This is a genomic window from Delftia sp. DLF01 (genome assembly GCF_014852125.1).
GTDB lineage: Bacteria > Pseudomonadota > Gammaproteobacteria > Burkholderiales > Burkholderiaceae_C > Comamonas > Comamonas acidovorans.
The window spans coordinates 62,244-88,038 of sequence record NZ_JACVAZ010000005.1 but is presented as its reverse complement, the minus strand read 5'-3'; the positions used below and the strand labels follow the sequence as shown (position 1 = coordinate 88,038).

Annotated in this window: 19 protein-coding genes; 11 read left to right on the top strand and 8 right to left on the bottom strand. The window is 63.6% G+C overall.

The genetic code is table 11. The annotated features are described in order from the left end of the window. Positions 1-5: 5 nt before the first annotated feature. The 6 genes from IB269_RS24150 to dnaA all read right to left on the bottom strand — a co-directional run bounded on the left by IB269_RS24150 (position 6) and on the right by dnaA (position 14,963). Positions 6-5,411 carry an FtsK/SpoIIIE domain-containing protein gene (locus tag IB269_RS24150; protein WP_192368518.1) on the bottom strand — a complete coding sequence of 1,802 codons (5,406 nt, stop codon included), beginning with the start codon at positions 5,409-5,411 and terminating at the stop codon, positions 6-8. Then, positions 5,405-6,964, bottom strand: a complete 1,560-nt coding sequence (locus IB269_RS24145) for a hypothetical protein (protein ID WP_192368517.1) — start codon at positions 6,962-6,964, stop codon at positions 5,405-5,407. Before IB269_RS24145 ends, IB269_RS24150 begins: the two co-directional genes overlap by 7 nt. Next, positions 6,961-8,871: a hypothetical protein gene (locus IB269_RS24140; RefSeq protein ID WP_225614283.1), complete on the bottom strand. Its 1,911-nt coding sequence runs from the start codon at positions 8,869-8,871 to the stop codon at positions 6,961-6,963. Before IB269_RS24140 ends, IB269_RS24145 begins: the two co-directional genes overlap by 4 nt. A 663-nt stretch (positions 8,872-9,534) precedes the next feature. Beyond that, a complete protein-coding gene (gene gyrB / locus IB269_RS24135) occupies positions 9,535-12,114 on the bottom strand; it encodes a DNA topoisomerase (ATP-hydrolyzing) subunit B (RefSeq protein ID WP_012201943.1) in 2,580 nt (859 codons plus the stop codon). Between the two features lie 202 nt (positions 12,115-12,316). Then, on the bottom strand, positions 12,317-13,435 hold the full coding sequence (gene dnaN, locus IB269_RS24130; protein ID WP_012201942.1) for a DNA polymerase III subunit beta: 1,119 nt from the start codon (positions 13,433-13,435) through the stop codon (positions 12,317-12,319). 121 nt (positions 13,436-13,556) lie between these two features. Continuing rightward, positions 13,557-14,963, bottom strand: coding sequence for a chromosomal replication initiator protein DnaA (gene dnaA, locus IB269_RS24125; RefSeq protein WP_012201941.1), 1,407 nt, complete (start codon positions 14,961-14,963; stop codon positions 13,557-13,559). 414 nt (positions 14,964-15,377) lie between these two features. Here dnaA and rpmH point away from each other — a divergent pair, with 414 nt between their 5' ends. The 7 genes from rpmH (at position 15,378) to IB269_RS24090 (ending at position 21,223) form a co-directional block, all read left to right on the top strand. Next, positions 15,378-15,512: a 50S ribosomal protein L34 gene (rpmH, locus tag IB269_RS24120; protein ID WP_012207856.1), complete on the top strand. Its 135-nt coding sequence runs from the start codon at positions 15,378-15,380 to the stop codon at positions 15,510-15,512. A gap of 58 nt (positions 15,513-15,570) precedes the next feature. Continuing rightward, positions 15,571-16,080: a ribonuclease P protein component gene (locus tag IB269_RS24115; RefSeq protein ID WP_012207855.1), complete on the top strand. Its 510-nt coding sequence runs from the start codon at positions 15,571-15,573 to the stop codon at positions 16,078-16,080. Further along, positions 16,077-16,367 (top strand): membrane protein insertion efficiency factor YidD, encoded by a 291-nt coding sequence (gene yidD / locus IB269_RS24110; RefSeq protein ID WP_012207854.1) that lies wholly within the window; start codon positions 16,077-16,079, stop codon positions 16,365-16,367. The genes IB269_RS24115 and yidD overlap by 4 nt, the downstream gene beginning before the upstream one ends. Beyond that, complete coding sequence (yidC, locus tag IB269_RS24105) at positions 16,364-18,076, top strand: membrane protein insertase YidC (RefSeq protein WP_192368516.1); 1,713 nt, start codon at positions 16,364-16,366, stop codon at positions 18,074-18,076. Before yidD ends, yidC begins: the two co-directional genes overlap by 4 nt. A gap of 98 nt (positions 18,077-18,174) precedes the next feature. Continuing rightward, positions 18,175-19,596, top strand: coding sequence for a tRNA uridine-5-carboxymethylaminomethyl(34) synthesis GTPase MnmE (mnmE, locus tag IB269_RS24100; protein ID WP_071953974.1), 1,422 nt, complete (start codon positions 18,175-18,177; stop codon positions 19,594-19,596). 218 nt (positions 19,597-19,814) lie between these two features. After that, positions 19,815-20,294, top strand: a complete 480-nt coding sequence (locus tag IB269_RS24095; RefSeq protein ID WP_012207851.1) for a Crp/Fnr family transcriptional regulator — start codon at positions 19,815-19,817, stop codon at positions 20,292-20,294. A 176-nt stretch (positions 20,295-20,470) separates the two neighbouring features. Continuing rightward, a complete protein-coding gene (locus tag IB269_RS24090) occupies positions 20,471-21,223 on the top strand; it encodes a hypothetical protein (RefSeq protein ID WP_065344995.1) in 753 nt (250 codons plus the stop codon). Positions 21,224-21,240: 17 nt separating this feature from the next. On the opposite strand, the gene IB269_RS24085 is transcribed toward IB269_RS24090, so the two are convergent. Next, positions 21,241-21,798 carry an adenine phosphoribosyltransferase gene (locus IB269_RS24085; RefSeq protein WP_192368515.1) on the bottom strand — a complete coding sequence of 186 codons (558 nt, stop codon included), beginning with the start codon at positions 21,796-21,798 and terminating at the stop codon, positions 21,241-21,243. A gap of 97 nt (positions 21,799-21,895) precedes the next feature. On the opposite strand from IB269_RS24085, the gene IB269_RS24080 reads away from it, so the two are divergent. Genes IB269_RS24080 through IB269_RS24065 form a run of 4 tightly spaced genes read left to right on the top strand, consistent with a single transcriptional unit; the run spans position 21,896 to position 24,913 of the window. Further along, positions 21,896-22,897: a KpsF/GutQ family sugar-phosphate isomerase gene (locus IB269_RS24080; RefSeq protein WP_192368514.1), complete on the top strand. Its 1,002-nt coding sequence runs from the start codon at positions 21,896-21,898 to the stop codon at positions 22,895-22,897. Continuing rightward, a complete protein-coding gene (locus tag IB269_RS24075; RefSeq protein ID WP_065344996.1) occupies positions 22,897-23,457 on the top strand; it encodes a KdsC family phosphatase in 561 nt (186 codons plus the stop codon). Before IB269_RS24080 ends, IB269_RS24075 begins: the two co-directional genes overlap by 1 nt. Beyond that, positions 23,454-24,071: an LPS export ABC transporter periplasmic protein LptC gene (lptC, locus tag IB269_RS24070; RefSeq protein WP_013804806.1), complete on the top strand. Its 618-nt coding sequence runs from the start codon at positions 23,454-23,456 to the stop codon at positions 24,069-24,071. Before IB269_RS24075 ends, lptC begins: the two co-directional genes overlap by 4 nt. 41 nt (positions 24,072-24,112) lie before the next feature. Continuing rightward, positions 24,113-24,913 carry an SDR family oxidoreductase gene (locus IB269_RS24065; RefSeq protein ID WP_192368513.1) on the top strand — a complete coding sequence of 267 codons (801 nt, stop codon included), beginning with the start codon at positions 24,113-24,115 and terminating at the stop codon, positions 24,911-24,913. Positions 24,914-25,017: 104 nt separating this feature from the next. On the opposite strand, the gene IB269_RS24060 is transcribed toward IB269_RS24065, so the two are convergent. Continuing rightward, positions 25,018-25,545 carry an RNA recognition motif domain-containing protein gene (locus tag IB269_RS24060; protein ID WP_097204884.1) on the bottom strand — a complete coding sequence of 176 codons (528 nt, stop codon included), beginning with the start codon at positions 25,543-25,545 and terminating at the stop codon, positions 25,018-25,020. Positions 25,546-25,795: the final 250 nt, after the last annotated feature.

Sequence of the window (25,795 nt, the reverse complement as noted above, 5' to 3'; positions counted from 1 at the left end):
TCTTCTTAGTTGTGGTTAGAGTCAGATTGGATGGCCTCTACCGCAGCGGCGATATCATCGTCATCCAAGAAAGGGGCTTGCGCGAAGACCAGGCCTTGCTCGCCATTGAGCTTGGCGGCTAAGTGGCCCCGACCCAGTAATAGTTCGGCACCCGGCCGATCAAGTGCGATCTTCGATGTCGCCTCGCTGGAGACTTTCAAGATTAGGCGGTTGCCCAAGTTCTCGCGAAGCTGCATTGGCATCACGTCCTTGTCTGGGCGTTGCGCAGCGAAGATTAGGTGGATGCCTGCCGCTCGGGCCTTCACTCCCAAGCGCTGCACAGCTGCCCCCACTGCGCCCTTATAGGCGTCGTCGAGCATCCAATCCGCGAACTCGTCGTGGACCAGGAAGACCATGGGCAAGCGCTCAGCGGCTGAGACCTTGGAGTTGAACGTGGGCAGATCGCGGGCGCGGGCTTTAGCAAAGGCTCGGTAGCGATCCTCCATCTCCTGAACCAAGGCATCGAGTACTTCGCCCGCCTTCTCTTTGGTAGTGATGATCTCATCGCGCATGTGCGGCAAGTCGGCCAATGGGGCGTAGTCGACGCCCATCTTGGGATCGATCAAGATGAGCTGCGCCAGCTCCTTGGGATTCGTCGCGGCGATGTCCAAAATCAGGGCTTGGATCAGCACCGACTTGCCGCTTCCGGTCGCGCCGGCCACCAGCGAATGCGGCTCGTGGGATGAGAGTCCGCCGAACTCCGTGCCAAGGTTCAGATACAGCAGCGCACCGTTGATCTCTTGCAGGCCCAAGAGGAATGATGTGTTGACGCCGGCGACATTGCGGTTGTGCTCGCGGCGGGACCATAGCTCCCAGAGAGACACCGCTTGGCGCTTGGATCCAGCAACCGTCACCACGATCTCGCCAGGTTTGGGCTGGACTGTGACGAGGTTGATCGCGTGCGTGGTCAGAAGCTGCGTCCGCTTGTTTTCGATGTCCTCGACACGCAGCTTGTCGGAGCCAGCCAAGCGCACCAAGCAACCGTTGGGCGTCAAACGCGTACCGATGGTTTTGGCCTGAAGCCCATAGCTGTTGAGGGCGGCTTGGAGCTTCTTGGTGACTTCCTGAGCCCACGCCTCCCGTTCGACGTCGGATTGCGCGCCACCTGCAAATTTGGAGGCGACGAGTTCGGAGAAAGCCGAGCCGGGATTCCCGGGCATGACGGCCGTAGCGATCGGGGCCGAAGCCGGTATCTCGACGTTTGCTTGGGCCGAGCTTTGTGTAGGGGCAGAAGGCTCTTGCGCCAGAGTGTCGGGCTCTCTCGGAGCGTCGGCCTCTGCTGCCGCTGTTTCCATAGTCGCTTCGACTGGAGTATTGGCGAGCTGGCCCATCGCCGCAAGCCATTGCACGCGAGCCGCAGGCTTCTTAAAGCTGTGCCCAGACCAAGGCTCGTGAGGGCCGAGGGCGGCCCGCGCCTGCAAGCAGCCTGCGTCTTTCGCGTAGGCCTCAACGAGCTTCCTGAGATCGTTCCGATCAAAGACTTCTTGCCAGGCTTTGACGCCACTCTCGTCCAATAGGAGTTCTTGCTCAGAAGCCGAGCCAGAGCCGGCATCCGAGGTGTGAACGTAGACCAGGGAATAGCCACGCAGCGAGATCCCCACTTCGCCTTCACGTAGCTTCGACCGGGCGCGTTCCATAAGGGCTGTCATGCCTGGCGGAATTTCGGCGTCGAGGAGCATGTCGGCCAAGCGCGCAAGCCAAACGTCGCGGTCCAGCCGGCCCGGATCGCCAAAGAGCGCCTCCCGGAACTTGTCCAGCGTTTGCAGCAGTTGGTCCTTCGAGCTGCGGCGTGCCGCGGCAAGGCCATCGGCTCCGACGTATTTCGATTCGACGATCGAGATGGCGACACGGATCCCCTCGTCGGTTTCCTCGACATTGATGGCGAGAATGTCGGCGATGCGGCTCTCACGCTGCGAAAGCCAGCTTGCATAGTCGTCGAGCAGAAAGTAGGCCGTCAACACCGGCCCCCCGCCCGCATGCGCCTTGAACTCTTCGGCCAGCAGATAACGGCTGAGGACCAGGCCGATCATTTCACCCGCGGAGACGCCGCGTTTGGCCGCGCGCAACACGATGTCGCCGGACACCAAAAGCGCGTCGCTCTTGGCCTTGTCCGCAGCGGCTCCGATCTCCTCGGGCGTGAGTGGGAGCTTCAGTTCATCAAGGCGACGGCGCACCAGCACACTCAAAAGCCGCAGCTCGGATGTCGAGCTCACGATTATGTTGCGGCCATTGGTGGAGCCGCGGCGGTAGCGGACGACGGTAATACCGTTGTGCTGAAGCTGGCGCTTGTCGAGCAGCTCGTCATAAGTGGCAACCCATTCAGCCAGGTTGTGCGCGTCCTTGATCAAGTCGGCCAGCTCCTGGCTTTGCAACGAGATGCGCCGGGCTGGCAGGAATCGCTTGTCGGGTTCCGCGTCCTTTGAATTGCAGACGGCGGCCACCGCAGTGACGTAGGCCCATCCCGAGGCCGTCTGCCACGGGCAAGCAAGGAACGTGGTTGATTTGAGCTCGTCTTCACCGGAGACGCTGCGATAAGACCAGCGCGAAGGCGCGTGCTCGAGGCTCGGGCGGTCGTTGGTCCAGGCGACCTCTAGCCACTCCTCCTTGGCCGCGCGCGCGACTACGTCATGTAGAAAAGCCACGTCGAAGGCCTTGAAGCCCTGCGCGCTTTCGCTGGGCGTAGACGAGATCGGCGTGACGGCGATGCGCAGCTTCGAGATGAAGTTGTCGCTGGTTTCGCTGACCACGGGCAGGTCAGGATCGTCGCCTGCTTTGTTGACTAGCTCGCCATAGACGCTGCGGAGCTTCAACTGGTCGGCGTGCCGCACAGATACGCTGCATTGGAATTTCCCGTCCTCTTGGATCGAGGAGAGCTCGTGCACCGTCGCCAGAGGTAGCTCGGCCGCGTCGGAGTTGTAGAGCACGACGCTGAGATTCGAAGCCTCATGCGGTTGCAAGCCGATGTAGCGCTCCAGCAGCTCCCGCGCTTGCTTGGCCGCTGCAGCTGGGTCCACGTCGGTCATGGCGTCTTCGTCGCCTCGAATCGGTGCCTCGAAGAGGCTGTAGCCGTTGACCGTGCTACTCTCGCTGACAAGCTTCGGCGAGCTACCCGCGTTCAGGACAGCGATCTCTGGATAGAACGGGTGGGCGATCTCGTCTGCGAGCTCGCGCATGAAGATCTCGCGGTCGCCGTAGAGGATGCCGTGGCTGGAGAGCAAATGGGTAGCGAAGCCTGCCACGCGGCGGGACTTCACCGCCAGCGCTTTCATGCGCTCCGGATGCCACGGCGGAATAATCAGCGAGGGGTTGTCACCTGCCACTCGGGCGGTGCCGACAGAAAGGACCTCGGAGACGAGCTTCGAACGGCAGATGTCGCCGCGGGCGTGGACCATCAGGGTGTTGAGCAGCACGCCGAAGGATTCGGCTTGATGCATCACGGCTTCCCCATGCAGGCCGAAGCCGACGAAGTCCTCCATCGCCTTGATGTAGTCCGCTTCGAATGTATCCCACGCGCTCTTGACCTCGTCGCGTTGAGCCTTGGTCAGGCGGCCTTCGTCCGCGAGCTCCTTGATCCGGTCTTTAATAGCCTGCCGCAGGCTACGGAGCTTGCTCGTCGCGGGCACGAGAGAGCCAGCGTCGGCGGAATAGGTGGACTCCAAGGTGCTGGTGTCGAGCAGTGACAAGTTTTGGACGCCGCCCTTCTTACTCACCAAGCGACGATGGACCTCCGTACAACCGACCGCGCCTTTGTCGAGAAGTCGGCGCATGTCCGCGATCATCGACAGCCCAATCGCTCCTGGCTTGTAGATCCATACGAGCTGAGTCTTGCTGATCTTGGTCTCGATACCGCCAGACAGCTTGATCAGTTCGACATCGAATTTGATCTGCATTGCCGCGCGCCCGAGGCCGGTGACAGGTTTGAACTTCTTGTTGCGGCTCTCGGCAATCTCCCGCTCTTTGGCGATGAACCTCTCGAAGTCGAACAGCGGATCCGGGAGATCAGCCGTGGTCATCTTCGTGACCTTCCAGTCCACCTTCGAGCCCATCAGTCCGCGCAGCCCGCGATACATAGCGGAGAAGAAGCAGCCGGCATCGTGGTTAAAGCGCTCGCGCCACTCGGTCCGGCCCTTGTTGACGGTGAAGCGCAGGATCCGCTCGCCGCTGGCGTCGTCGAGCCCAGCATGGAGGTTGTTGGCCACCCGTGCAAATCCATCAAAGAAGTCGGTGCACTCGATGGGTTTACCGAACAGGGCCTTTTCCCAGCGCGCCATCAACTTGGCGTCACGCTCCAGAAAGCGGCGGTGCGAGGCTAAGAACTCTTCGTCTTCTGGCGTGAAATCGGCGCGGCGCTCGCGCGACTTCAGGTCCTCAAGGTGCTTGCGGCCTTCCGGCGACAGGGAGTCCTCTTCCTCGCAGTCGTGCTCGAAGAAGTGCAGTGTCGTGTCCACTAGCCCCTGTTGCCTATCCTTGGGCTTGTCGAAGGCTAAATAGACACCCTCGGACTCCCACTCGAATTGGGCCAGCGCAGCAGCAGCCTCTTGATCACCCACTGCTGCTGCGGCGAATGCGACCAAAGCCTGGCGAGCGCCTTCGCCAATCTCGTTGGCATTGGCCTCAATGCGCTCAATCAGTTCATCGTGATCCAACGGCTGGCCATTTTGGCGCAGCTTCTTCAATAGCGGACCGCGTTGATCAAACAGCTTCGCGAATGCCTTTTGCCACGGGCCGCGCGCGGTCGCGAAGCTACGGGTATTGGAGAAGTATCCGCTGTCCCTGGGCAGGCCCGCCCGCGGCAGCGCATAGCCCACGGCATCACGGATCGGCATGCCTCGGGTGGAGATGGCTTCGACGATCTCTGAGCAAAATTCGCCGAGCTGCACGAGAGAGAGCTCAGTGGCGCTGAGTAGCCCTGCGATGGCGGCTTGGAACACCGCGCGATCGTCCGCCACGGGTGAGAGGCCACCGGTGAGCAGGGCCGCATCCACCCAAGGCTGCGCTTCAGATCGCATTTCCTTGGCGCCGATCGGCGTGACGTGAGCGAGCGTATCTGAGAGGTTGTGCTCGCTGCCGCTGGCGGTGAGGATCGCCTCCTTCTTTGTGTCGGCGTTGTTGCGCACGTAGCCAGCGTTTTCCTGGATCAGAATCTCCGGCGGCAGCCCCTGTTTCTCCACCAAAGTCTCTGGGATCATCAGATCCATCCGAGTAAACAGATCCGCCTTGCCCATGACAGCGCGGGCCACGGCCGCGATCTGGCTGGAAGAAAGCCTGTCGAGCCGGAACAACGCGACGGGGTCGTCCACTTGGGCGGGCTTTGCGAGGCGCTTAGCGAGGATGTCCGCGCCGACGCGCCCGATGATGCGATCGGTCAACATGCGGCTTCCCCCTCAGACGCAAACGGGTTTTCAACAAAGGAACAAGAGTCAGAGAGCCGGCGCACCAAGCCAAGGCCGACGAGGCGAGCCTCCAGGTTGGCGCGGTTTTCGCTCAGCTCCGATTGATCGATGGACTTGGCCTCCACCAAGCGCGCGCCTTCTACTTCGCCAATCACCAGGCCATAGCGGGCTTTGGCTGCGGCCAGGAACTCGTCGAACTGCATGCGTTCGCCGACCAGCGCTATGACGATAGATTTCAGCAGCCGGTCGTGGGGCGCGTAGCGATAGCGACGCGAGAGCCTGCGCGAGCTGAGCCCGATCGCCCGCGACCACGACGCATGGATTTTGCCGACATGCTGGGCGTGTCGCGGCAGCGCGTCTGCGACGAGCTTGGTAACCAACTCGTCGGGCTTGCGGCTTGCCTGGCCCTCTTCATCCTTGTCGTCGGCAGGTGGCCATTGGAAGGCCTCGCGCAATAGCTTCACGCGTTCGGCATCAGGGAACTCCGCCGAACCCGCGTCAACCCAGGCTTTTTCGCAGCGAATCGATTCGATGTGCGCGCGGATCGCTTTCTCAGGGCAGCCTTGGTTCCGCAAGTAGCTGTCTCCGGAGAGCGCGCGGACTTTGCGGCCGTCCTTGGAGACGATCTCGCAGATGAACTCGACAGGCTCGTCGTCCCCGGCGACGCACTTGGCGCGCTCGAGGAAGTAGAGCAGCATGTGCAGGCCGGTAATGGCGATCAGGTGCTCCAAGGCGTCATAGACGGGCATATCCCTCGACAAGATAGCCAGCCAGTCCTCGCAGATCAGATCGAAGCGCGGGTTAGAGGCTTCCGGCAGGTAGCCCGACACGCGTGACTCCTCAGGCAACTGCGGTGTACCTTGCAGCGCGCGGGTCAGACGATTCATGGGTGCCGAGCGCTCGAAGAGCCTCACGGCCAAAATGTCTCCCAGCTCCGCACCGCGCTTGGCGCGGGTAAGCATTAGGTAGAGCAGCTCGCCGGTGCGCGCGAAGAAACGCCGGTCGTTGCTCATGTTGCCCTTCGCGTCGATCTTCAAGTCCTCGTAGAGCGCGTCGGGGCCGAAGGGGAATACGAACTTCGAGCTCCAGCGCTTGTTGCTGCGATCTTCGAAAGAAGACGAGCGCAGCAGCTCGATCGTCTTGGCGAAGTCGTCGAAGCTGGCGAAGCACTGGCGCAGGTAAGTCACGTCGTCGGCCGAGTCGCCGTTACCCGTCTTGCCCTGGTCAAACTTGGCGAGCCACTGTCGCCACTTTTCCTCGTCGGAGAGCTTGCTCTCGGCAATGGCCTCGACATAAGGGTTGTTGAAGAGCAGCCCCCTTAAGCGCATTTGCCGCTGGGGCTTGAATTTGACGGCACCGTCCAGCCCTAGGTGGGGCCGTAGCGGCTTGTCCAAGTTTGAGCCCAGCACACCTAGGAACTCAAGAACCGTCAGATGAGGAAGCTGCTCGTCGTAGAGTCGGTGCCCCCAGATGTTCTCGTCGACACAAAAGTCGACACCCTTGATGAAGGGGCGCTTGAAAATTTCGCTCATGCCGGCGCCCTTATGGTCACAGGGCGGACTAACCCGCGCCCGCCTGGTTCAATATCGATGAAGTCGAGCGTCATGGCAGAGTCTTCGCCGCCAACCTCGTCATCGTCGGCGACGCCATTGCGGCGGACGACCTCCGCTTTGCGTAACAGCTTGGCTTTGAAGGCTAGCAAGTCTTCAAGGCACTCGTTGGAGAAGCTGGCGGGAAGAGCCCCCTCCGCTACGCGGGAGAGGAACTCGTGGCGGATGGGCGTCAGATCGAAGATCACTCGGTTGGCCACGCCCGCGGCCAGTTGGACCTCCAAGAGAGGTCGGCCCGTCATGGCGTCGAGTTTGATGGCCATGCCCACGCCTTGCTGACGCCGAGCGGTGGTCTCATGGTCGCAAAGCACGCTCACGCGGCTTTGCGTGAAGCCGCCGGAACTGGCAATGAAGATGCGATCGGCATTTTCAAGCAGCAGGCCTGTCAACACGCGGTTGAGGCCCTTGGCGATTCGCGCGCGGACCGCCTCGTCGACTTGCGTCTTCTTCTCGGTCAGCGTGTTGATGATTCCCAGGTAGTCACCCGCGAAGCGGTAGACCGTCATGGCCCAACGGGAGTAGCCTGGTTCGTCGTTGGGCAGTGTGAAGTAGAGCCTGCGGCGCTGGTCCTCAAGCATCTCCATGAACTCGACTGCGCCGCCGTCGAGTCGCGCTCCCTCGTGGCCTTCCAGGTAGTTGTTCTGAGCGTTGAGATACCTCTCTGTCGCTCCGTAGATGGGGTCGCTGGCCACTAGACGCGCGAAGTCTGCCTGCAGCCGCGAATCGTCCTTACCGTAGACCAGCAAGCCGTCGGCCCCATTCGAGGTCTCTTCACCCACGCCAAAGGCTGCCATGGCCTTGAATACGGGGCCATCGAATGCCCTGCGTTTTGGAAGATTCGCACCGAAGGCGTTGGCGTAGATGCTGGCCTTGCCGACATGGCCCGCCTCTTGGATCTGTGCCACATCTGTGCAAGTCATCAGGTTTTCCTTCGCCTCCTTGGCATCGGCATACCCGAGAACCATGTTCGCGCACAGGGCTAGCAAGTCCCGCACCGGTAGATGCAAGCCGTTGAGACGGGCGATTTCCACTAGGTCACCCAGGCGGCTGGCGAGCTGGCCGCCGTCCGTCTCACCGAGCAATCGGCGGCGGTTTTCGTCGATCGGGCAGATCTTCCCACCTACATTGAGGGCGCAGTGGGAGCAGTTGCTCCACTGAGGGTGCCCCGCCACCGCCTTCGCGACCTCTTCGAAAGTCTTGCGGGTAGTTGTGCGGCTGAGGTCGAATACCGCTAGGCGATCGGGAGCGGGCCCCGCTTGCAGGAAGCACTCTTGCAAGGGTGTTCGCAGGGGGTGCCGGCCGCCATGCCGCTCGCCTAGGTCGCGCAGTCGGTCTAGGACCTGACCATGGTTGGCTGCCAAGATCACGATCTCGGAGTTGTCGCCTTCAAGGACGGACTTCTCGAGGCGCTGGAGCGGCAGATCGCTTGACTCACCCCGAAACTCGGAGAGGTCTTTGATGAAGACGGCCATACGTCCGTCGGCCAGCCGTAGCTCCTTCACGTTGCCTTTGGCGGCCCAAGCCTTGGCCTCGCCGCCGAGGCGGCTCCATAGAGCTCGGCAGTGGTAAGTCTTGCCATCGCCCGCCGTGCCGGCGATAAGCATTGAGCCTGGAGCCTTGGATTCGACATGCAGGATCATGGCCTCAAGCAGCGGGGTCGCAAGCTTGATCGGATCGACCTTGGCCCGGTCGACTGCAGCGGCCACATACTCGTCGAACAAAGTCAGGTTTTGCGGTGTCGGTCCGTAGCTGCGTAGTAAGCGTACCCAAGCACTCGCAGGCGGCACGTCGACTTCCCCTTTGTATTGCGAACTTAGATCGGTAGACAAATAACGATTCCTTTGTATGCCATTCTTCTGCGTTTCACAGCAATTTAAGCCATCGCACCAAACAAGTAGAAGTACGGATCGAGGATTGATCACCAAACACTTGGTGCAACCAAGTGTAATTCTATGTGTTCGCTTGGCTTCACGAAGGCCTTATGTTTTGAGAGCGTGTTCAAGTCTTCTGAGCAGTAGAACCGAGAAATACCAAGTGAATGGACGGTTGATTGTTGTCGAGCTAAGCCAGGTTGAACAGGCCGACGATGGCATGCTGGGCTGTCGCTGTGTGAAAGCTGATGCGCACAGGGGGTATGTCCGCATACGCATCCAGCGGCGCAGCAAATTACCTAGCCCCATGGCTCCTGCTTGACCAAAGCGTGCCGTTTGCTGCGCAGTACTGGTTGCTAGCCCTGCTGCTGGAGGCAAGACAGGTGATCCATTGTTAGACGATCAACTGTGCCAAAGCTGTCAGGCTGTCGCTGGGGCTTGTTGCAGTGCTTCGGTCAGAGCTCTTTCGAGCAGGTACAAAGCAAAAAAGGGAACGTGTGAAACACGTTCCCTTTTTTTGCTTTTATCAGAATTGCTTGGTGTATCTGACTAGCATTGCGGTGCTGCCAAGCGCTTTCAGGTCAAAAAAATACCAACTAGAACCTTCAAGTTTGAAGGGCATCAGACGTCGATATTGCCCGCTCGCAGCGCATTCGTCTCAATGAATTCCCGGCGTGGCTCCACTTCATCGCCCATGAGCATGGTGAACACGCGGTCGGCCTCGATGGCGTCGCCGATCTGCACCTGCAGCAGGCTGCGGACGGTGGGGTCCATGGTGGTTTCCCACAGCTGCTCGGGGTTCATTTCGCCCAGGCCCTTGTAGCGCTGGCGGGCCGTGGTGCGTTCGGCTTCGTGCAGCAGCCATTGCATGGCCTGGCGGAAGTCGCCGGCCTTGTCGCTCTTGGCCTTTTCGCCCTCGCCACGCGTGACCTTGGCGCCTTCGCCCAGCAGGCCGTTGAAGTTCTGGGCTTCGTCGGCCAGCGCGGCGTAGTCGTGGCTGCGCACGAACTCCTGGGTGAGTATGGAACTCTTGATGTTGCCGTGGTGGTGGCGGCTGATGCGCAGCACGGGCTTTTCGGAGACCGGGTCGATTTCGGCCGTGACCTCGGCGGGCACGCCCGTGGTGGTCAACTCGCGCAGCTTGGCCTCCAGGATGGGGGCGCAGGCCTGGGCCGCCTCGATGCTGTCCAGCGTGATCTGCACGCCGTCGGCGATGGCGCGCAGGGCCTCGGCATCCATGAAGTTGGACAGACGGTCGATGACGGTCTCGGCAGCCAGGTGCATGTTGGCCAGCTTGGCCAGTTCCTCGCCGTCCAGCGTGCGCGGGTTGGCACCGCCGGTGCTGACGCTGGCGTTCATCAGCGCGATGCGCAGCAGGTACTGGTTGAGCGCGGGGCCGTCCTTGATGTACAGCTCTTCCTTGCCGTTCTTGACCTTGTACAGCGGCGGCTGGGCGATGTAGATGTGGCCGCGCTCGACCAGGTCCGGCATCTGGCGGTAGAAGAAGGTCAGCAGCAGGGTGCGGATGTGGGCGCCGTCCACGTCCGCGTCGGTCATGATGATGATGCGGTGGTAGCGCAGCTTGTTGGGGTCGAAGTCGTCGCTGCCGCTCTTGCCCGATTCGGCCGTGGCCTTGCCGATGCCGGTGCCCAGGGCCGTGATCAGGGTGACGATTTCGTTGCTGGTCAGCAGCTTTTCGTAGCGGGCCTTTTCCACGTTCAGGATCTTGCCGCGCAGCGGCAGGATGGCCTGGAACTTGCGGTCGCGACCTTGCTTGGCGGAGCCGCCGGCGGAGTCACCCTCGACGATGTAGATCTCGCACAGCGCCGGGTCCTTTTCCTGGCAGTCGGCCAGCTTGCCGGGCAGGCCCATGCCGTCGAGCACGCCCTTGCGGCGCGTCATCTCGCGGGCCTTGCGCGCGGCCTCGCGGGCACGCGCGGCATCGACGATCTTGCTGCACAGGATCTTGGCGTCGTTGGGCTTTTCTTCCAGGTAGTCGGTCAGCGCCTTGGCGACGATGTCCTCCACGGGCGCGCGCACTTCGCTGGAGACCAGCTTGTCCTTGGTCTGGCTGCTGAACTTGGGTTCGGGCACCTTGACGGACAGCACGCAGCACAGGCCTTCGCGCATGTCGTCGCCGCTGACCTCGACCTTGGCCTTCTTGGCCAGTTCGTTCTGCTCGATGTACTTGCCGATCACGCGCGTCATGGCGGCGCGCAGGCCCGTCAGGTGGGTGCCGCCGTCGCGTTGCGGGATGTTGTTGGTGAAGCACAGCACCTGTTCGGCATAGCTGTCGTTCCACTGCATGGCGACTTCGACGCCGATCTCGGTGCCGGGGATGCCGCCGTAGCTTTCCGCAGGGCGCGTGCCGTTGGCGTGGAAGGCCGTGGGATGCAGCACCTTCTTGTTGGCGTTGATGAACTGCACGAAGCCCATGACGCCGCCGGCGCCGGAGAAGTCGTCTTCGCGGCCGTCGCGCTCGTCCTTGAGGCGGATGCGCACGCCGTTGTTCAGGAAGGACAGTTCGCGCAGGCGCTTGGCCAGGATCTCGTAGCGGAACTCATGGTTCTGCGTGAAGATTTCCGTGTCGGGCAGGAAGTGGACCTTGGTGCCGCGCTTGTCGCTCTTGCCGACCACGCGCATGGGAGAGACCTCGACGCCGTCCACGATCTCGATCGGGCGGTTCTGCACGTGGCCGCGCGAGAAGTCGATTTCGTAGACCTCGCCATCGCGGCGCACGTTGAGCTTGAGCCAGATGGACAGCGCGTTCACGCAGGACACGCCCACGCCGTGCAGGCCGCCCGAGACCTTGTAGCTGTTCTGGTTGAACTTGCCGCCCGCGTGCAGTTCGGTGAGGGCGATCTCGGCCGCCGAGCGCTTGGGCTCGTGCTTGTCGTCCATCTTCACGCGCGTGGGGATGCCGCGGCCGTTGTCGATGACGGACAGGGAGCCATCGGCATGGATGGTGACCAGGATGTCGTCGCAGTAGCCGGCCAGGGCTTCGTCGATGGAGTTGTCCACCACTTCGAAGACCAGGTGGTGCAGGCCCGTGCCATCGGAGGTATCGCCGATGTACATGCCGGGGCGCTTGCGCACGGCCTCCAGGCCTTCGAGGATCTGGATCGCACCTTCGCCATAGCCGCTGGAGTCTGAGCCTTCGGGGGCAATGGTCTGGTTTTCTGGCTTGTTCTCGTCGGTCATGGAAGGCCCTGGGGTAGTTCCGTCGGAAGCTGTCGCTTCGCTTGAAAATGTTCGATTCGGCCGCTGGCGCGGTGCGTAGGGACGCGCGCTGCGGGCTACGAGTCGGGTAGGGTGGTTGCGCGCCTTGCACCGGCTTGTGCCACCGGGCGGCGGGTGCAGGGGCTGCGCAATGTGTCAGGCATCGGTGTCGTGTGGCGCGCGGTCAGATGCGCATGGGCATCACGACGTACTTGAAGCTGTCGTTCTCGGGGATGGTCAGCAGGGCCGAGCTGTTGCCGTCCTGCAGGTCGATCCTGATCATGTCCTGGCTCATGTTGGACAGGGCGTCGATCAGGTAGGTGACGTTGAAGCCGATCTCGATGGTGTCGCCACCGTAGTCGATGTCCAGCTCGTCCATGGCCTCTTCCTGCTCGGCGTTGTTGGACGCCACGCGCAAGGTGCCGGGCTCCACCGTCAGGCGCACGCCCTTGAACTTGTCGCTGGTCATGATGGCCGTGCGCTGCAGGCTGGCCAGCAGCGGGGCGCGGCCCAGGGTCACGCTGTTGGTGTGGTTGCGCGGGATGACACGGTTGTAGTCGGGGAACTTGCCCTCGACCAGCTTGGTCACGAACTCCATGCCGCCGAAGGTGAACTTGGCCTGGTTGTTGGCGAACTGCATCTCGATGTGGGGCTGGTTCTCGCCGCCGGCATCCGACAGCAGGCGCTGCAGCTCCAGCACGGTCTTGCGCGGCAGGATCACTTCCTGCTTGGGCACTTCCACGTCCAGCTGGCTGCTTGCGAACGCCAGGCGGTGGCCGTCGGTGGCCACCAGGGACAGCTGCTTGCCCTCGGCCACGAACAGGATGCCGTTGAGGTAGTAGCGGATGTCCTGCACGGCCATGGCGAAGGAGACCTGGCCCAGCAGGTCCTTGAGCACCTTCTGCGGCACGCTGAAGGAAGGACCGAAGGCCGCAGCCTCCTGCACCAGCGGGAAGTCCTCGGCCGGCAGGGTCTGCAGCGTGAAGCGGCTCTTGCCGCCCTTGAGCACCATCTTGGCCTGCTGGGTCTCCAGGCTCACGGTCTGGTCGCCGGGCATGGTCTTGAGGATGTCGATCAGCTTGCGCGCGCCCACGGTGGTGGTGAAGTCGCCGGTGTCGCCGCCGAGCTCGGCGGTGGTGCGGATCTGGATTTCCAGGTCGCTGGTGGTCAGCTGCAATGCGTTGCCGGTCTTCTTGATCAGCACGTTGGCCAGGATGGGCAACGTGTGGCGGCGTTCGACGATGCCGGACACCGATTGCAGGACCGCGAGAACTTTGTCTTGTGTGGCTTTCAGGACGATCATGTCAACCTCTGATTTAAGGATGCGGGTCTCGGTAGGAGCGGCGGCTCACAAATGAGCCCCCTCTTGCCGCTCGAATCCCCCATTTTGCCGCGTACATACGACCAGAATGGGGGAGTTTTCATCAACCTTTGAGAGTTTGCTCCAGCACGTGCAGCTGCTGGTTCAGCTCGGTCAGTTGCTGGCGTTCGCCGGCGATCTTGCGCACCGCGTGCAGCACGGTGGTGTGGTCGCGCCCGCCGAACAGCTCGCCGATCTCGGGCAGGCTCTTCTGGGTCAATTCCTTGGCCAGGTACATGGCAATCTGGCGCGGCCGGGCGATGCTGGCCGGGCGCTTCTTGCTGTACATGTCGGCCACCTTGATCTTGTAGTAATCGGCCACCGTCTTCTGGATGTTCTCCACACTGATCTGGCGGTTCTGGATGGACAGCAGATCGCGCAGGGCCTCGCGGGCCAGCTGGATGGAGACTTCCTTCTGGTTGAAGCGCGAATAGGCCAGGATCTTGCGCAGCGCGCCTTCGAGCTCGCGCACGTTGGAGCGCACGTTCTTGGCCACGAAGAAGGCGACTTCCTCGGGCATCTCGGCGTTCTCGGCGCGGGCCTTGTTGATCAGGATGGCCACGCGCATCTCCAGCTCGGGCGGCTCGATGGCCACCGTCAGCCCGGAGTCGAAGCGCGATACCAGCCGCTCGTGGATGTTCGCCAGACCCTTGGGATAGGTGTCCGAGGTCATCACGATGTGGCTCTTCTTGGCCAGCAGCGCCTCGAAGGCGTTGAAGAACTCCTCCTGCGTGCGGTCCTTGTTGGCGAAGAACTGCACGTCGTCGATCAGCAGCAGATCCAGCGAGTGGTAACGCTCCTTGAATTCGTCAAAGGTGCGGCGCTGGTAGGCCTTGACCACATCCGAGACGAACTGCTCGGCGTGGATGTAGAGAACTTTGGCGTCGGGCTTGTCGGCCAGCAGCTTGTTGCCCACGGCATGCACCAGGTGGGTCTTGCCCAGGCCCACGCCGCCGTAGATGAACAGCGGGTTGTACAGGTGTCCGGGCGAGCCCGCCACATGCATGGCGGCCGAGCGTGCCATGCGGTTGGCCGTACCTTCCACCAGGGTCTCGAAGGTCAGCGCGGCGTTCAGGCGCGTGCGAAAGACGGGCGCTGCCGCGTCTTCGCTGGTGACCGTGGGCACCGAGGTGACAATGGTTTCCGGCGGGGCCGAGCGCTCGCTGGAGGAGGGGCGGACGTAAGTCCGCACAACGCTTTCCCGCTGAGCAAGTGCCAACTCAAGCGTCACCGGCTGGCCATAGAGCGACTCCAGCATGGCCGAGATGCGGCCTGCATATTGGGCGCGGATCCAGTCGAGCTTGAAGCGGTTGGCCACGTAGACGGTGACTTTGGAGAAGTCTTCGGCGACGTGCGCGGTCAGGGGCTTGATCCAGGTGTTGAACTGCTGTTCGGGCATTTCCTGCCCCAGTTGCTCAACGCAGACTTGCCACAGGCCCTGGCCTGCATCGTTCGTAGGTTCCTCTGTCATTGTCGAAGTCTAGTTGTGGATAGGAGGAACTGTTGCGAGGCTGCCATTGTAGCTTTTGCGGAAGTTATCCACAAAATATCAGGAGCTTGTCCTCCGCCTTGTCGCAAAATGGGCAGGCATCCTTCGGGTTCGAAGGGCATTGCATCAAGTGGACAACGCTGTGATAATCGCGGGTTTCCCTGAATGTGTTCAGGGTGATATGTCCCGCCCGTCTGCATCGGGTCTGCATGCTGCCGCTGGCGGCCTTGGGCGAAACCTCTCGGGGTTGCTCCTTGGGCCGCACATGGCAAGTGCATCGTGCAGATTTTTGGCAGGTGGCCTGGCGGTTTGCCTTTGTGGCGGCTGCTGGCTGCACTGCGTGTAGCGTGCCGGATACGGGACCGGTGCAAAACTGAACCTTCTCTAGGAACCAACATGAAACGTACTTACCAACCCTCCAAGACCCGTCGCGCCCGCACCCACGGCTTTCTGGTCCGCATGAAGACCAAGGGCGGCCGCGCCGTGATCAACGCTCGCCGCGCCAAGGGCCGCAAGCGTCTGGCCGTCTAAGGCCAGCCATTGCTGGGCGGTTTGCTCGCTGCACTGAACCCCTGAACGGGGTGCTGGCATGCAACGGCTGAAAACACGTCCGCAGTTTCAGGCCGCCATGGCTGCCGGTACGGTATCGCGTACCGCGCATTTCGCCCTGCACCGTCTCGTTCTGACGGAGCAGGGCGGTGCCATGGCGCCACCGACAGGGCCCGGGTCGCAAGACCCGCAGGCCCTGTTCGGCGTTGGCGCCGTGCGCCAGGATGCCTGGCTGGGCGCCATGGTGCCCAAGCGCTGGGCGCGCCGTTCGGTGACGCGACACACCATCAAGCGGCAGATCTATGCCGTGGGCAGCGAGCATGAGACCCTGATGCTCCAAGGCGCCCATGTGGTGCGGCTGCGCTCGGGCTTTGACCGGCGCCAGTTCGTGAGCGCCACTTCTGATGTGCTCCGGCAGGCCGTGCGCGCCGAGCTGCAGCAGTTGTTCGCCTATGCGGCGAAACGCCTGTCGCAGCCTGCGCCCGAGCTGCCGCAGCCCGCACAGGAACGCGCCGCAGCCGCTGGCGAGAGCATCGGGGTTGCGCCATGATGCAGCGGCTGCTGATGGCGCTGGTGCGCGGCTATCGGCTGATGCTCAGTCCCTGGCTGGGCTCGGCCTGCCGCTTCACGCCCACCTGCTCGGCCTATTCCCTTGAAGCGTTGGAGCAACACGGCGCTGCGGTAGGCTCCTACCTGACGCTGCGCCGCCTGGCGCGCTGTCATCCGTGGTGTGACGGGGGGCATGACCCTGTGCCAGAGCAAAAGCCCAGGCTGTTCACCAGCCTGACGGCTGCGCCCGAAAACACCCAACCTTCCTCACCTAAGAAGTCTTCATGAACGATATTCGCCGCACCATCCTGTGGGTGATATTTGGCTTTTCGCTGGTCTTGCTATGGGACAAATGGCAAGTGCACAGCGGCAAGAAGGCCACTTTTTTCCCCGCGCCTGCCGTCGCCACGGCCCCGGCACCTGAAACGGGCAAGGCGCCCGGCGATGCCAGCGTGCCCTCGGCGGCTGCTGCGGCAACGGCCGGTGCCGGCGAAGTGCCTGGCGGCGCTGCCGCCGCGCCCGAGGTAGCCCCGCGCCAGAACGTCACCATCAGCACCGACGTGCTGCGCCTGACCTTCGACAGCCAGGGCGGCACGCTGCGCCATGCCGAGCTGCTCAAGTACGCGGATTCCGTGCACAAGGACAAGCCCGTGGTGCTGTTCGACGAGAGCGTGCACCGCGTGTACCTGGGCCAGTCGGGCCTGATCGGCGGCGGTTTCCCCACGCACAAGACGACCATGACCGCGCTGCCCGGCGCGCGCGAGCTCAAGGACGGCGAGGACCAGATGGAACTGCGCTTCGAGTCGCCCGACATGGGTGGCGTGAGGCTGGTCAAGATCTGGACGCTCAAGCGCGGCGCCTATGACATCGGCGTGCGCCATGAAGTGGTGAACACCGGCACGGCGGCCGTGAGCCCGCAGCTGTACCTGCAACTGGTGCGCGACGGCAACAAGCCCGAAGGCGAACAGTCCACCATGTACTCCACCTTCACGGGCCCGGCCGTCTACACCGACGAGAAGAAGTACCAGAAGGTCGAGTTCAAGGACATCGAGAGCGGCAAGGCCAGCGTCGAGAAGTCGTCCACGGGCGGCTACGTGGCCATGGTCCAGCATTACTTCGCCAGCGCCTGGCTGCTGGCCGAAGGCATCCAGCGCGACAACTTCCTGCGCAAGGTGGACAACAACCTCTACGCCGTCGGCATGATCACGCCGGTGGGCACCATCGAGCCTGGCCAGAGCAAGAGCGTGGAAGCGCGCCTGTTCGCCGGTCCCCAGATCGAAAAGCGCCTGGAATCGCTGGCGCCCGGGCTGGAGCTGGTCAAGGACTATGGCTGGCTGACCATCCTGGCCAAGCCGCTGTACTGGCTGCTGGACAAGCTGCACGGCTTCCTGGGCAACTGGGGCTGGTCCATCGTGGCCCTGGTGCTGCTGCTGAAGATCGCCTTCTACTGGCTCAATGCCAAGGCCTACTCCTCGATGGCCAAGATGAAGGCCATCAACCCGCGCATCATGGAAATGCGTGAGCGCCTCAAGGACAAGCCCCAGCAGATGCAGCAGGAGATGATGCGCATCTACCGCGAGGAAAAGGTCAACCCCATGGGCGGCTGCCTGCCCATCATCATCCAGATCCCGGTATTCATCGCGCTGTACTGGGTGCTGCTGTCCAGCGTGGAAATCCGCAACGCGCCCTGGATCGGCTGGATCACCGACCTGTCGGCCAAGGATCCTCTGTTCATCCTGCCCGTGCTGATGACCCTGTCCTCGCTGCTGCAGACCGCGCTGAACCCCGCTCCGCCGGATCCGATGCAGGCCAAGATGATGTGGATCATGCCCCTGGTCTTCAGCGTGATGTTCTTCTTCTTCCCGGCCGGCCTGGTGCTGTACTGGCTGACGAACAACATCCTGTCCATTGCCCAGCAGTGGATCATCAACACCCGCATGGGCGTGCCGCCGCAGTTCAACCTGCCCAAATTCGGCAAGTCCACGCCGGCCAAGTAAGCCTGCGAAGGCCCTTGCTCCAAAGCCCGCTTCGGCGGGCTTTTTCATGGGCGGCCTATCATCGGCGGCCTGAAATCCCTCCCAAGAAAGCTCTATCCATGCTGCCCCGCCACAACGACCCCATCGCCGCCATCGCCACCGCCCCGGGGCGGGGTGCCGTGGGCATCGTGCGTGTGTCCGGCAAGGGCGTGGCGCCGCTGGTGCGGGCGCTGTGCGGGCGCGACCTCAAGCCGCGCGAGGCCACCTATCTGCCGTTTCGCGATGCCCAGGGCGGCCCCATCGACCACGGCCTGGCCCTGTTCTTCCCGGCGCCGCACAGCTATACCGGCGAGGATGTGCTGGAGTTGCAGGCCCACGGCGGCCCCGTCGTTCTGCAACTACTGCTGGCGCGCTGCCTGGAGGCTGCACAAGCCTCTGGCGAAGACCATCGCAGCGTGCTGCCGGGCCTGCGCCTGGCCCAGCCCGGTGAATTCACCGAGCGCGCCTTTCTCAACGACAAGATCGACCTGGCCCAGGCCGAGGCCATTGCCGACCTGATCGACGCCAGCACCGAGGCCGCCGCGCGCAGTGCGAGCCGTTCGCTGTCGGGCGCTTTTTCCGAGGAAATCCATGGCCTGCGCGATGCGCTGGTGCACCTGCGCATGCTGGTCGAGGCCACGCTGGACTTTCCCGAGGAAGAGATCGACTTCCTGCAAAAGGCCGATGCCAGCGGCCAGCTCGCGCGGCTGCGCGGCAAGCTGGACCAGGTGCTGTCGCGCGCCCACCAGGGTGCGCTGTTGCGCGAAGGCATCAAGGTCGTGATCGCGGGCCAGCCCAACGCGGGCAAGAGCTCGCTGCTCAACGCGCTGGCCGGTGCGGAGCTGGCCATCGTCACCCCGATTGCCGGCACCACGCGCGACAAGGTGCAGCAGACCATCCAGATCGAGGGCGTGCCCCTGCATGTGATCGACACGGCAGGCCTGCGCGAGAGCAGCGACGAGGTCGAGCGCATCGGCATCGCGCGCGCCTGGGACGAGATCGCCGCGGCCGATGCCGTGCTCTTCCTGCACGACCTCACACGCATGGGCGAGCACGACTACCTGGCGGCCGATGCCGCCATTGCCGAAACCCTGGCCCAGAAGCTGCCGCGCCAGGTGCCCGTCATCGACGTCTGGAACAAGACCGATCGCGCGGAACCCGCCCAGATGCAGGCGCATGGCGGCCGTGAAGGCAGCGTGGCACTGTCGGCACGCACGGGCGACGGCCTGGATGCCCTGCGCCGGCGCCTGCTGGACGTGGCCGGCTGGCAGTCGGCCCCAGAAGGCCTGTACCTGGCGCGCGCGCGCCATGTGGAGGCACTGCAGGCCGTGGCCGCCCACCTGCAGGAGGCCGAGCTGCAGCTGGCGGCCCAGGCCGCCCACCTGGACTTGCTGGCCGAGGAACTGCGCCTGGCCCAGGTCTCGCTGAACTCCATCACCGGGGAATTCAGCTCCGACGATCTGCTGGGCGTGATCTTTTCCAGCTTCTGCATCGGCAAGTGACCGGGCTGGCGGATGGCCTCGACCCATTCGCACAGCCAGCAGAGTTGCTGCAATACTTATCTTTTGCTACAAAATTTGCCGTCGAAAACCCGCTTGTCGGCATTGGCGTGCCCGCTGCCGTCGCTTAGCATGCGGCGTGCCGCAGCGGCCCTCGTCGCTGCCTGCCGCCGGGCGCAGCCCTGGCGCAGGTGCGCGGCCCACTTCGAACCGGATCCGCCATGTCTTCTTCCTCCCACAATGATTTGCGGCCACTGGCCCAGGCCATGTCGTCGGCCGTGGCTGTCGATGGTGTGCAGAACGCGCTGACCTTGGAGCAATGGGATCTGCTGGCGCCCTACCTGGTGCCGGTCACGCTGGCGGCGGGCGAGCTGCTGTTTGCCGAAGGTTCGCTGGACCGCAATCTGTACTTCGTGGAGTCCGGCAGCCTCAGCGTGCACTACCAGGATGCGAAGGAGCGCATCCGCCTGGCCATCGTCGGCCCGGGTTCCATCCTGGGTGAGGGCGCCTTCTTCGCCCACCGTGCGCGCCATGCCACCGTGCAGGCGGCTGCGCCGGGCCGGCTGTGGTGCCTGACGGCCATGCGCTTCGCCGAACTCAGCAATCGCCAGCCCGGTGTGGCGCTGGCCCTGGTCATGGCGGCTGGCCAGGTGCTTGCCCGCCGTGCGGTGGACAGCCGCCGCCGGGTGGCCAGTACCTGAAAGGCTCCCGGGCAGCACCTGGGGCGGGGCGCTCTGCGGGCGCGGGGCGGTGACAGGCCGGCCTTTGCGCTGCGACAAATTGATACAGCGGTTTTGCTGCGCCCGTGCTCGAAATGTCGCAAAGTTGCAGGCACAATGCCGCGAGTTTGTGACTATTCGTGACAATGAGAGCCCCCATGTCTGTGTTCAACTGGTTTTCCCGCAAGCCTGTGCCGGAGCAGGGCCGTGGTTCGCCCGGAGACGATGGCCAGGCCAGTGCCGTGGCGCGTCGTGATGCAGGGCCCGGCGGGCGCCGCAGCGAGCGTTCCGAGCGCCGTGAGCAGCTCTACGGTGTGGTGCGCGATGTCATGGTGCGTGCCGGTGTGTTGTCGGCCAGCTACAAGTTCAAGGTGCTCTCGCTGGACAACGTGGGCCAGCGCTTCGTGGTGATGATGGACCTGGCGCGGGCCTATGCCAGCGAAACCGCGCGGCTCAGCGAGATCGAGGCCATGCTGGCCCAGGCGGCCAAGGCCCGCATGGGTGCGGTCGTGACGGCCGTGTACTGGCGGGTCAGCGACCAGAACGCTGCAGCCCAGGCCCAGGCCCAGGTGCATTCCGCGGCGACGCGCGCCCCGCGTCCTGCCCCGCCCATGGCCGTCCCGTTGGCGGCCGCGATGGAGGCGGCAGCGCCCCAGCGCCGCAGGCAGGACATGGCGCCCTTCGAACCCATAGACGATCAGGAAATGGCGGCCTTCAAGCTCGCTGTGGCAGCCATGCCCGCAGCCGGGCGGGGAGCGGGTTCTGCAGGCTCTGCTGCAGCGGCTCCCGCTGGTGTGCGCCGCTCGGGCCCCTTGCTCGGGCCGGGCGCAGGCGATCGCGGTGCGGACTTTCCCCACAGCACGCTGGACCACCTGGACCTGGGCGTCACCCAGTACGGCGAACTGCGCTGACCGGGCTGCGGCCTGGCTCAGTGGCCGGCGAAATCCACCAGCGTGAACAGCGGCAGTCCACTATCGCGCAGCAAGGTGGAGCCGCCCAGTTCGGGAAGGTCCACGATGGCCGCACCCTCGATCACGGTGGCGCCGAGTTTTTCCAGCAGCCGCTTGCCGGCCATCATGGTGCCGCCGGTGGCGATCAGGTCGTCGATCAGCAGCACGCGGTCGCCCGCCTTGACGGCGTCGGTGTGCAGCTCCACGGTGGCACTGCCGTATTCGAGTTCATAGGTTTCCTCCACCGTGGTGAAGGGCAGCTTGCCTTTTTTGCGGATGGGTACAAATCCTACGCCCAATTCGTGGGCCACCACGGCGCCCAGAATGAAGCCACGCGCATCGAGCCCGGCCACCACATCGGGGCGCATGCCGCGCTGCATGTAACGGTGCACGAAGGCGTCGGTCATCACGCGAAAGACCTGCGGGTCCTGCAGCAGCGGCGTGATGTCGCGGAACTGCACGCCGGGCGCCGGCCAGTCGGGAACGGTGCGTATGTGCGTGCGCAGGTAGTCGTTGACGCTGGTGGTGGTATGCATGGCGCTGGATCGGGGGCTGGAGAAGACGGGCCAGTGTACCCAGGCGCCCGATGGCGACCGCCGCCGCCGGATGGCCAGACCGCCTAAAATCATCCAGATGAATTCTGATGCTGCCACCCTGGATGCGCTGGACACGCCCCGTGCCCTGCGCCTGGCCCGCGACACCCTGGGCATCGAGGCCGATGCCCTTCAAGCCATGTCGCAGCGCCTTGATGGCGTGTTCGGCGAAGTGGTGCAGCGCATCCTGCGGCTGTCCGGCCGCGTCGTCGTGATGGGCATGGGCAAGAGCGGCCATGTCGGGCGCAAGGTGGCCGCCACCCTGGCTTCCACGGGCACGCCTGCGTTCTTCGTGCATCCGGCCGAGGCCAGCCATGGCGATCTGGGCATGGTGACCGGCATCGACCTGGTGCTGGCGCTGTCCAACAGCGGCGAGGCCGATGAGCTCGCTGCGCTGCTGCCGGCCATCAAGCGCCAGGGCATTGCGCTGGTGGCCATGACCGGCGGCGCGCAATCCACGCTGGCCCGCCATGCCGACTGGGTGCTGGACACCCGTGTCGAGCGCGAGGCCTGCCCCCTTAACCTTGCGCCCACGGCCAGCACCACGGCGCAGATGGCCATGGGCGACGCCCTGGCCGTGGCCCTGCTCGATGCGCGCGGCTTTGGCGCCGAGGACTTTGCGCGCTCCCATCCGGGCGGTGCGCTGGGCCGCAAGCTGCTGACCCATGTGCGTGATGTCATGCGCAGCGGCAATGAGCTGCCGAAGGTCGGGGCCGATGCCAGCTTTGTCGAACTGATGCGCGAGATGAGCGCCAAGGCCCTGGGCTGCTCGGCCATCGTCGATGCGGCGGGCGTGCTGCAGGGCATCTTCACCGACGGAGATCTGCGCCGCCGCGTGGAGGCCGGCACCGACCTGCGCGCGCTGCAGGCCGGCGATGTCATGCACAAGGGGCCCCGCACCATCGCCGAAGACGCGCTGGCCGTGGACGCCGCCAGCATGATGGAGGAGCACGGCATCACCGCGGTGCTGGTGGCCGATGCGCAGCGCCAGCTGCGCGGCGTGGTCCATATCCGCGACCTGATGCGCGCCAAGGTGATCTGATGGCACGCGCTCCTTTGACGCCCGTGCAGAACTGGGACGCACAACTGCTGCTGCTGGCACAGGATGTGCGGGTGGCCTTCTTCGATGTCGATGGCGTGCTCACCGATGGCGGCCTGCTGTTCTCTGGCGAAGGCGAGGTGCTCAAGCGCTTCAACACGCTGGACGGCCATGGCCTGAAACTGCTGCAAAAGGCCGGCATCACGCCCGCCGTGGTGACGGGCCGCGATTCGCCGGCCCTGCGCCTGCGGCTGGGCAACCTGGGCGTCACGCATGCGCGCTTTGGCACGGAAGACAAGGTGCCTGCCGCCGAGGCCATTCTGGGCGAGCTGGGCCTGCAGTGGCACCAGGCGGCAGCCATGGGCGACGACTGGCCGGACCTGCCCGTGATGCGGCGCTCCGCCTTTGCCTGCGCGCCGGCCAACGCCCATGACGAGGTGCTGGCCGTGGCCGACTGGATCACGCCGCGCAGCGGTGGCGAAGGGGCGGTGCGCCAGCTGTGCGACCTGCTGCTGGCCGCGCGTGGCGCCTATGCCGGGCTGCTGGCGGAATACGCATCATGATCCAGGCTTGGCGCCGCGTCGGTGACCGGCTTTCCCTGTACCTGCCCGTGCTGCTGATGGGCCTGCTGGCGCTGGGCACCTGGTGGCTGGTGCGCAATGCACCGCAGCCCGTGGCCAGCGGCACCGAAAAGGCCGTGGCGCATGAGCCCGACTACTTCATGAAGGATTTCTCGATCAAGAGCTTCGACGCCACGGGGCGGCTCAAGAGCCAGATCGAGGGCAGCATGGGCCGCCACTATCCGGATACCGACACCCTCGAAATCGACAACGTGCGCATGTTCGCGGTCTCGCCTGAAGGCCGCATCACGCGCGGCAGCGCCAAGCGGGCGCTGAGCAATGCCGATGGTTCCGAGGTGCAGATGTTTGGCAATGCCGTCGTCACGCGCGAGCCATTTGTGACAGCAGGTAAACAACCGCAGCCGCAGTTGCAATTCCAGGGCGAATTCCTGCACGCCTGGCCCAACGAGGAAAGAGTGAGTTCCAACCAGCCCGTGGTGCTGACCCGTGACAAGGACCGTTTCACGGCCGACAGCATGCAGTACAGCAACCTGGATCTGGTGATGAAGCTGCAGGGCCGCGTGCGCGGCACCCTGCAGCCGTCCAGGACCAAGTAAGGCGCCAGCGCAAGCGCAGGCCTGCCGATGGAGAACAAGCCATGACGACATCCTCGCGCAGCCCGGCACCCCTGGCCTTCATCACCGGCGCATCCAGCGGCATAGGCCAGGCCCTGGCCTGGCATGCCTACCAGCAAGGCTGGTTGCTGGCACTGGTTGCGCGGCGTGGCGACGTGATGGCGCAATGGGCTGCGCAGCAGGGCCTGGAGGCGTCGCGCTTCGCCATCTACGAGGCCGATGTGGCCGTGCCCGACAGCATCATCGCTGCCGCCCGGCGCTGTGAGCAGCAGCAGGGCCTGCCCGATGTCGTGATTGCCAATGCCGGCGTCAGCTGGGGTGTGGACACCTCGATGCGCGAGGATATCGACACCATGCAGCAGGTGCTGGCCGTCAACACCATGGGCGTGGCGGCCAGTTTCCATCCCTTTATCGCGCCCATGGTGCGGCGTGGCAGCGGGCAGTTGGTCGGTATCGCCAGCGTGGCCGGGCTGCGCGGCCTGCCGGGACATGGTGCTTATTGCGCCAGCAAGGCTGCAGTCATTGCCTATTGCGAAAGCCTTCGCGGTGAATTGCGCAGTAGTGGCGTAAAAGTCACTACATTGCTTCCTGGTTATGTAGATACACCCCTCACACGCGGTAACCGCTATGGCATGCCATTCCTATTGCAACCCCATGAGTTTGCTGCAAGGGCCTGGCGTTCCATTGATGCCGGGCGCAGCTTGGCCATCATCCCCTGGCAAATGGCGTGGGTTGGCCGTTTGATGAAAATTCTGCCAAACCCCTTGTTTGATCGGCTGCTTGTAGGACGAAAGCGCAAACATCGTCATTCGAAAAATCCCTGAAGCTCGTCGTGCTCAGGGAATATGTTCATGCATAAACTTGCACCCGCAAAAAAGGCTCCCTGAAGGAGCCTTTTCTTGTTTGGGAGAACATGGAGACCGGGGTCTCATTCTCCGTTGTTATTGTTGTTTCCCCAGCCGCCGCCACGGCCGCCATTGCGTGGGCCGGAGCCATAGGGGCTGCGGAAACCACCATCGCCACGGCCGCCGTAGCCGCCGCCTCCACCGCCGTCACCACGGCCATAGCCACCACCGCCGCCGCCATCGCTGCGTCCGTAGCCTCCGCCATCACCGCGGCCACCGCCACCGTAGCCACCGCCGCCGCCATCACCACGGCCATAGCCGCCACCGCCGCCACCAAAGCCGCCCGAGCGCGGGGGACGGGGCTCCATGGGGCGCGCTTCGTTCACCACGAGGCTGCGCCCGCCCAATGGCTGGCCATTCATGCCTTGAACGGCTGCCTGTGCCTCGGCATCGCTGCCCATTTCGACAAACCCGAATCCCTTGGAGCGGCCTGTGTCGCGTTCCATCATGACCCGGGCGCTGGTGACAGCGCCGAACTGGCTGAATGCCTGCTCCAAGTCGTTGTCACGCACACCATAGGGAAGGTTGCCGACGTAAAGCTTATTGCCCATCAAAAACTCCTCAACTCCTCAATGCTCACTGGTTTGCGCTCGGCTTCAGGACGCACAGACATCAGGTTCTTTGTATACAAGAGCCTGTCCAACCTTCCTAAACACATAGCGTTCGAACGGGTCTGCCCGAAACCAAATTATGAAGCACAAAAATCAAAAAGATAAATGCTCGAAAACACAAGCTGATAACGTTTGGCAACAAAAAAGGGGCCCGAAGGCCCCATTTTTTTGCTATCGCAAGCTCTAAGCG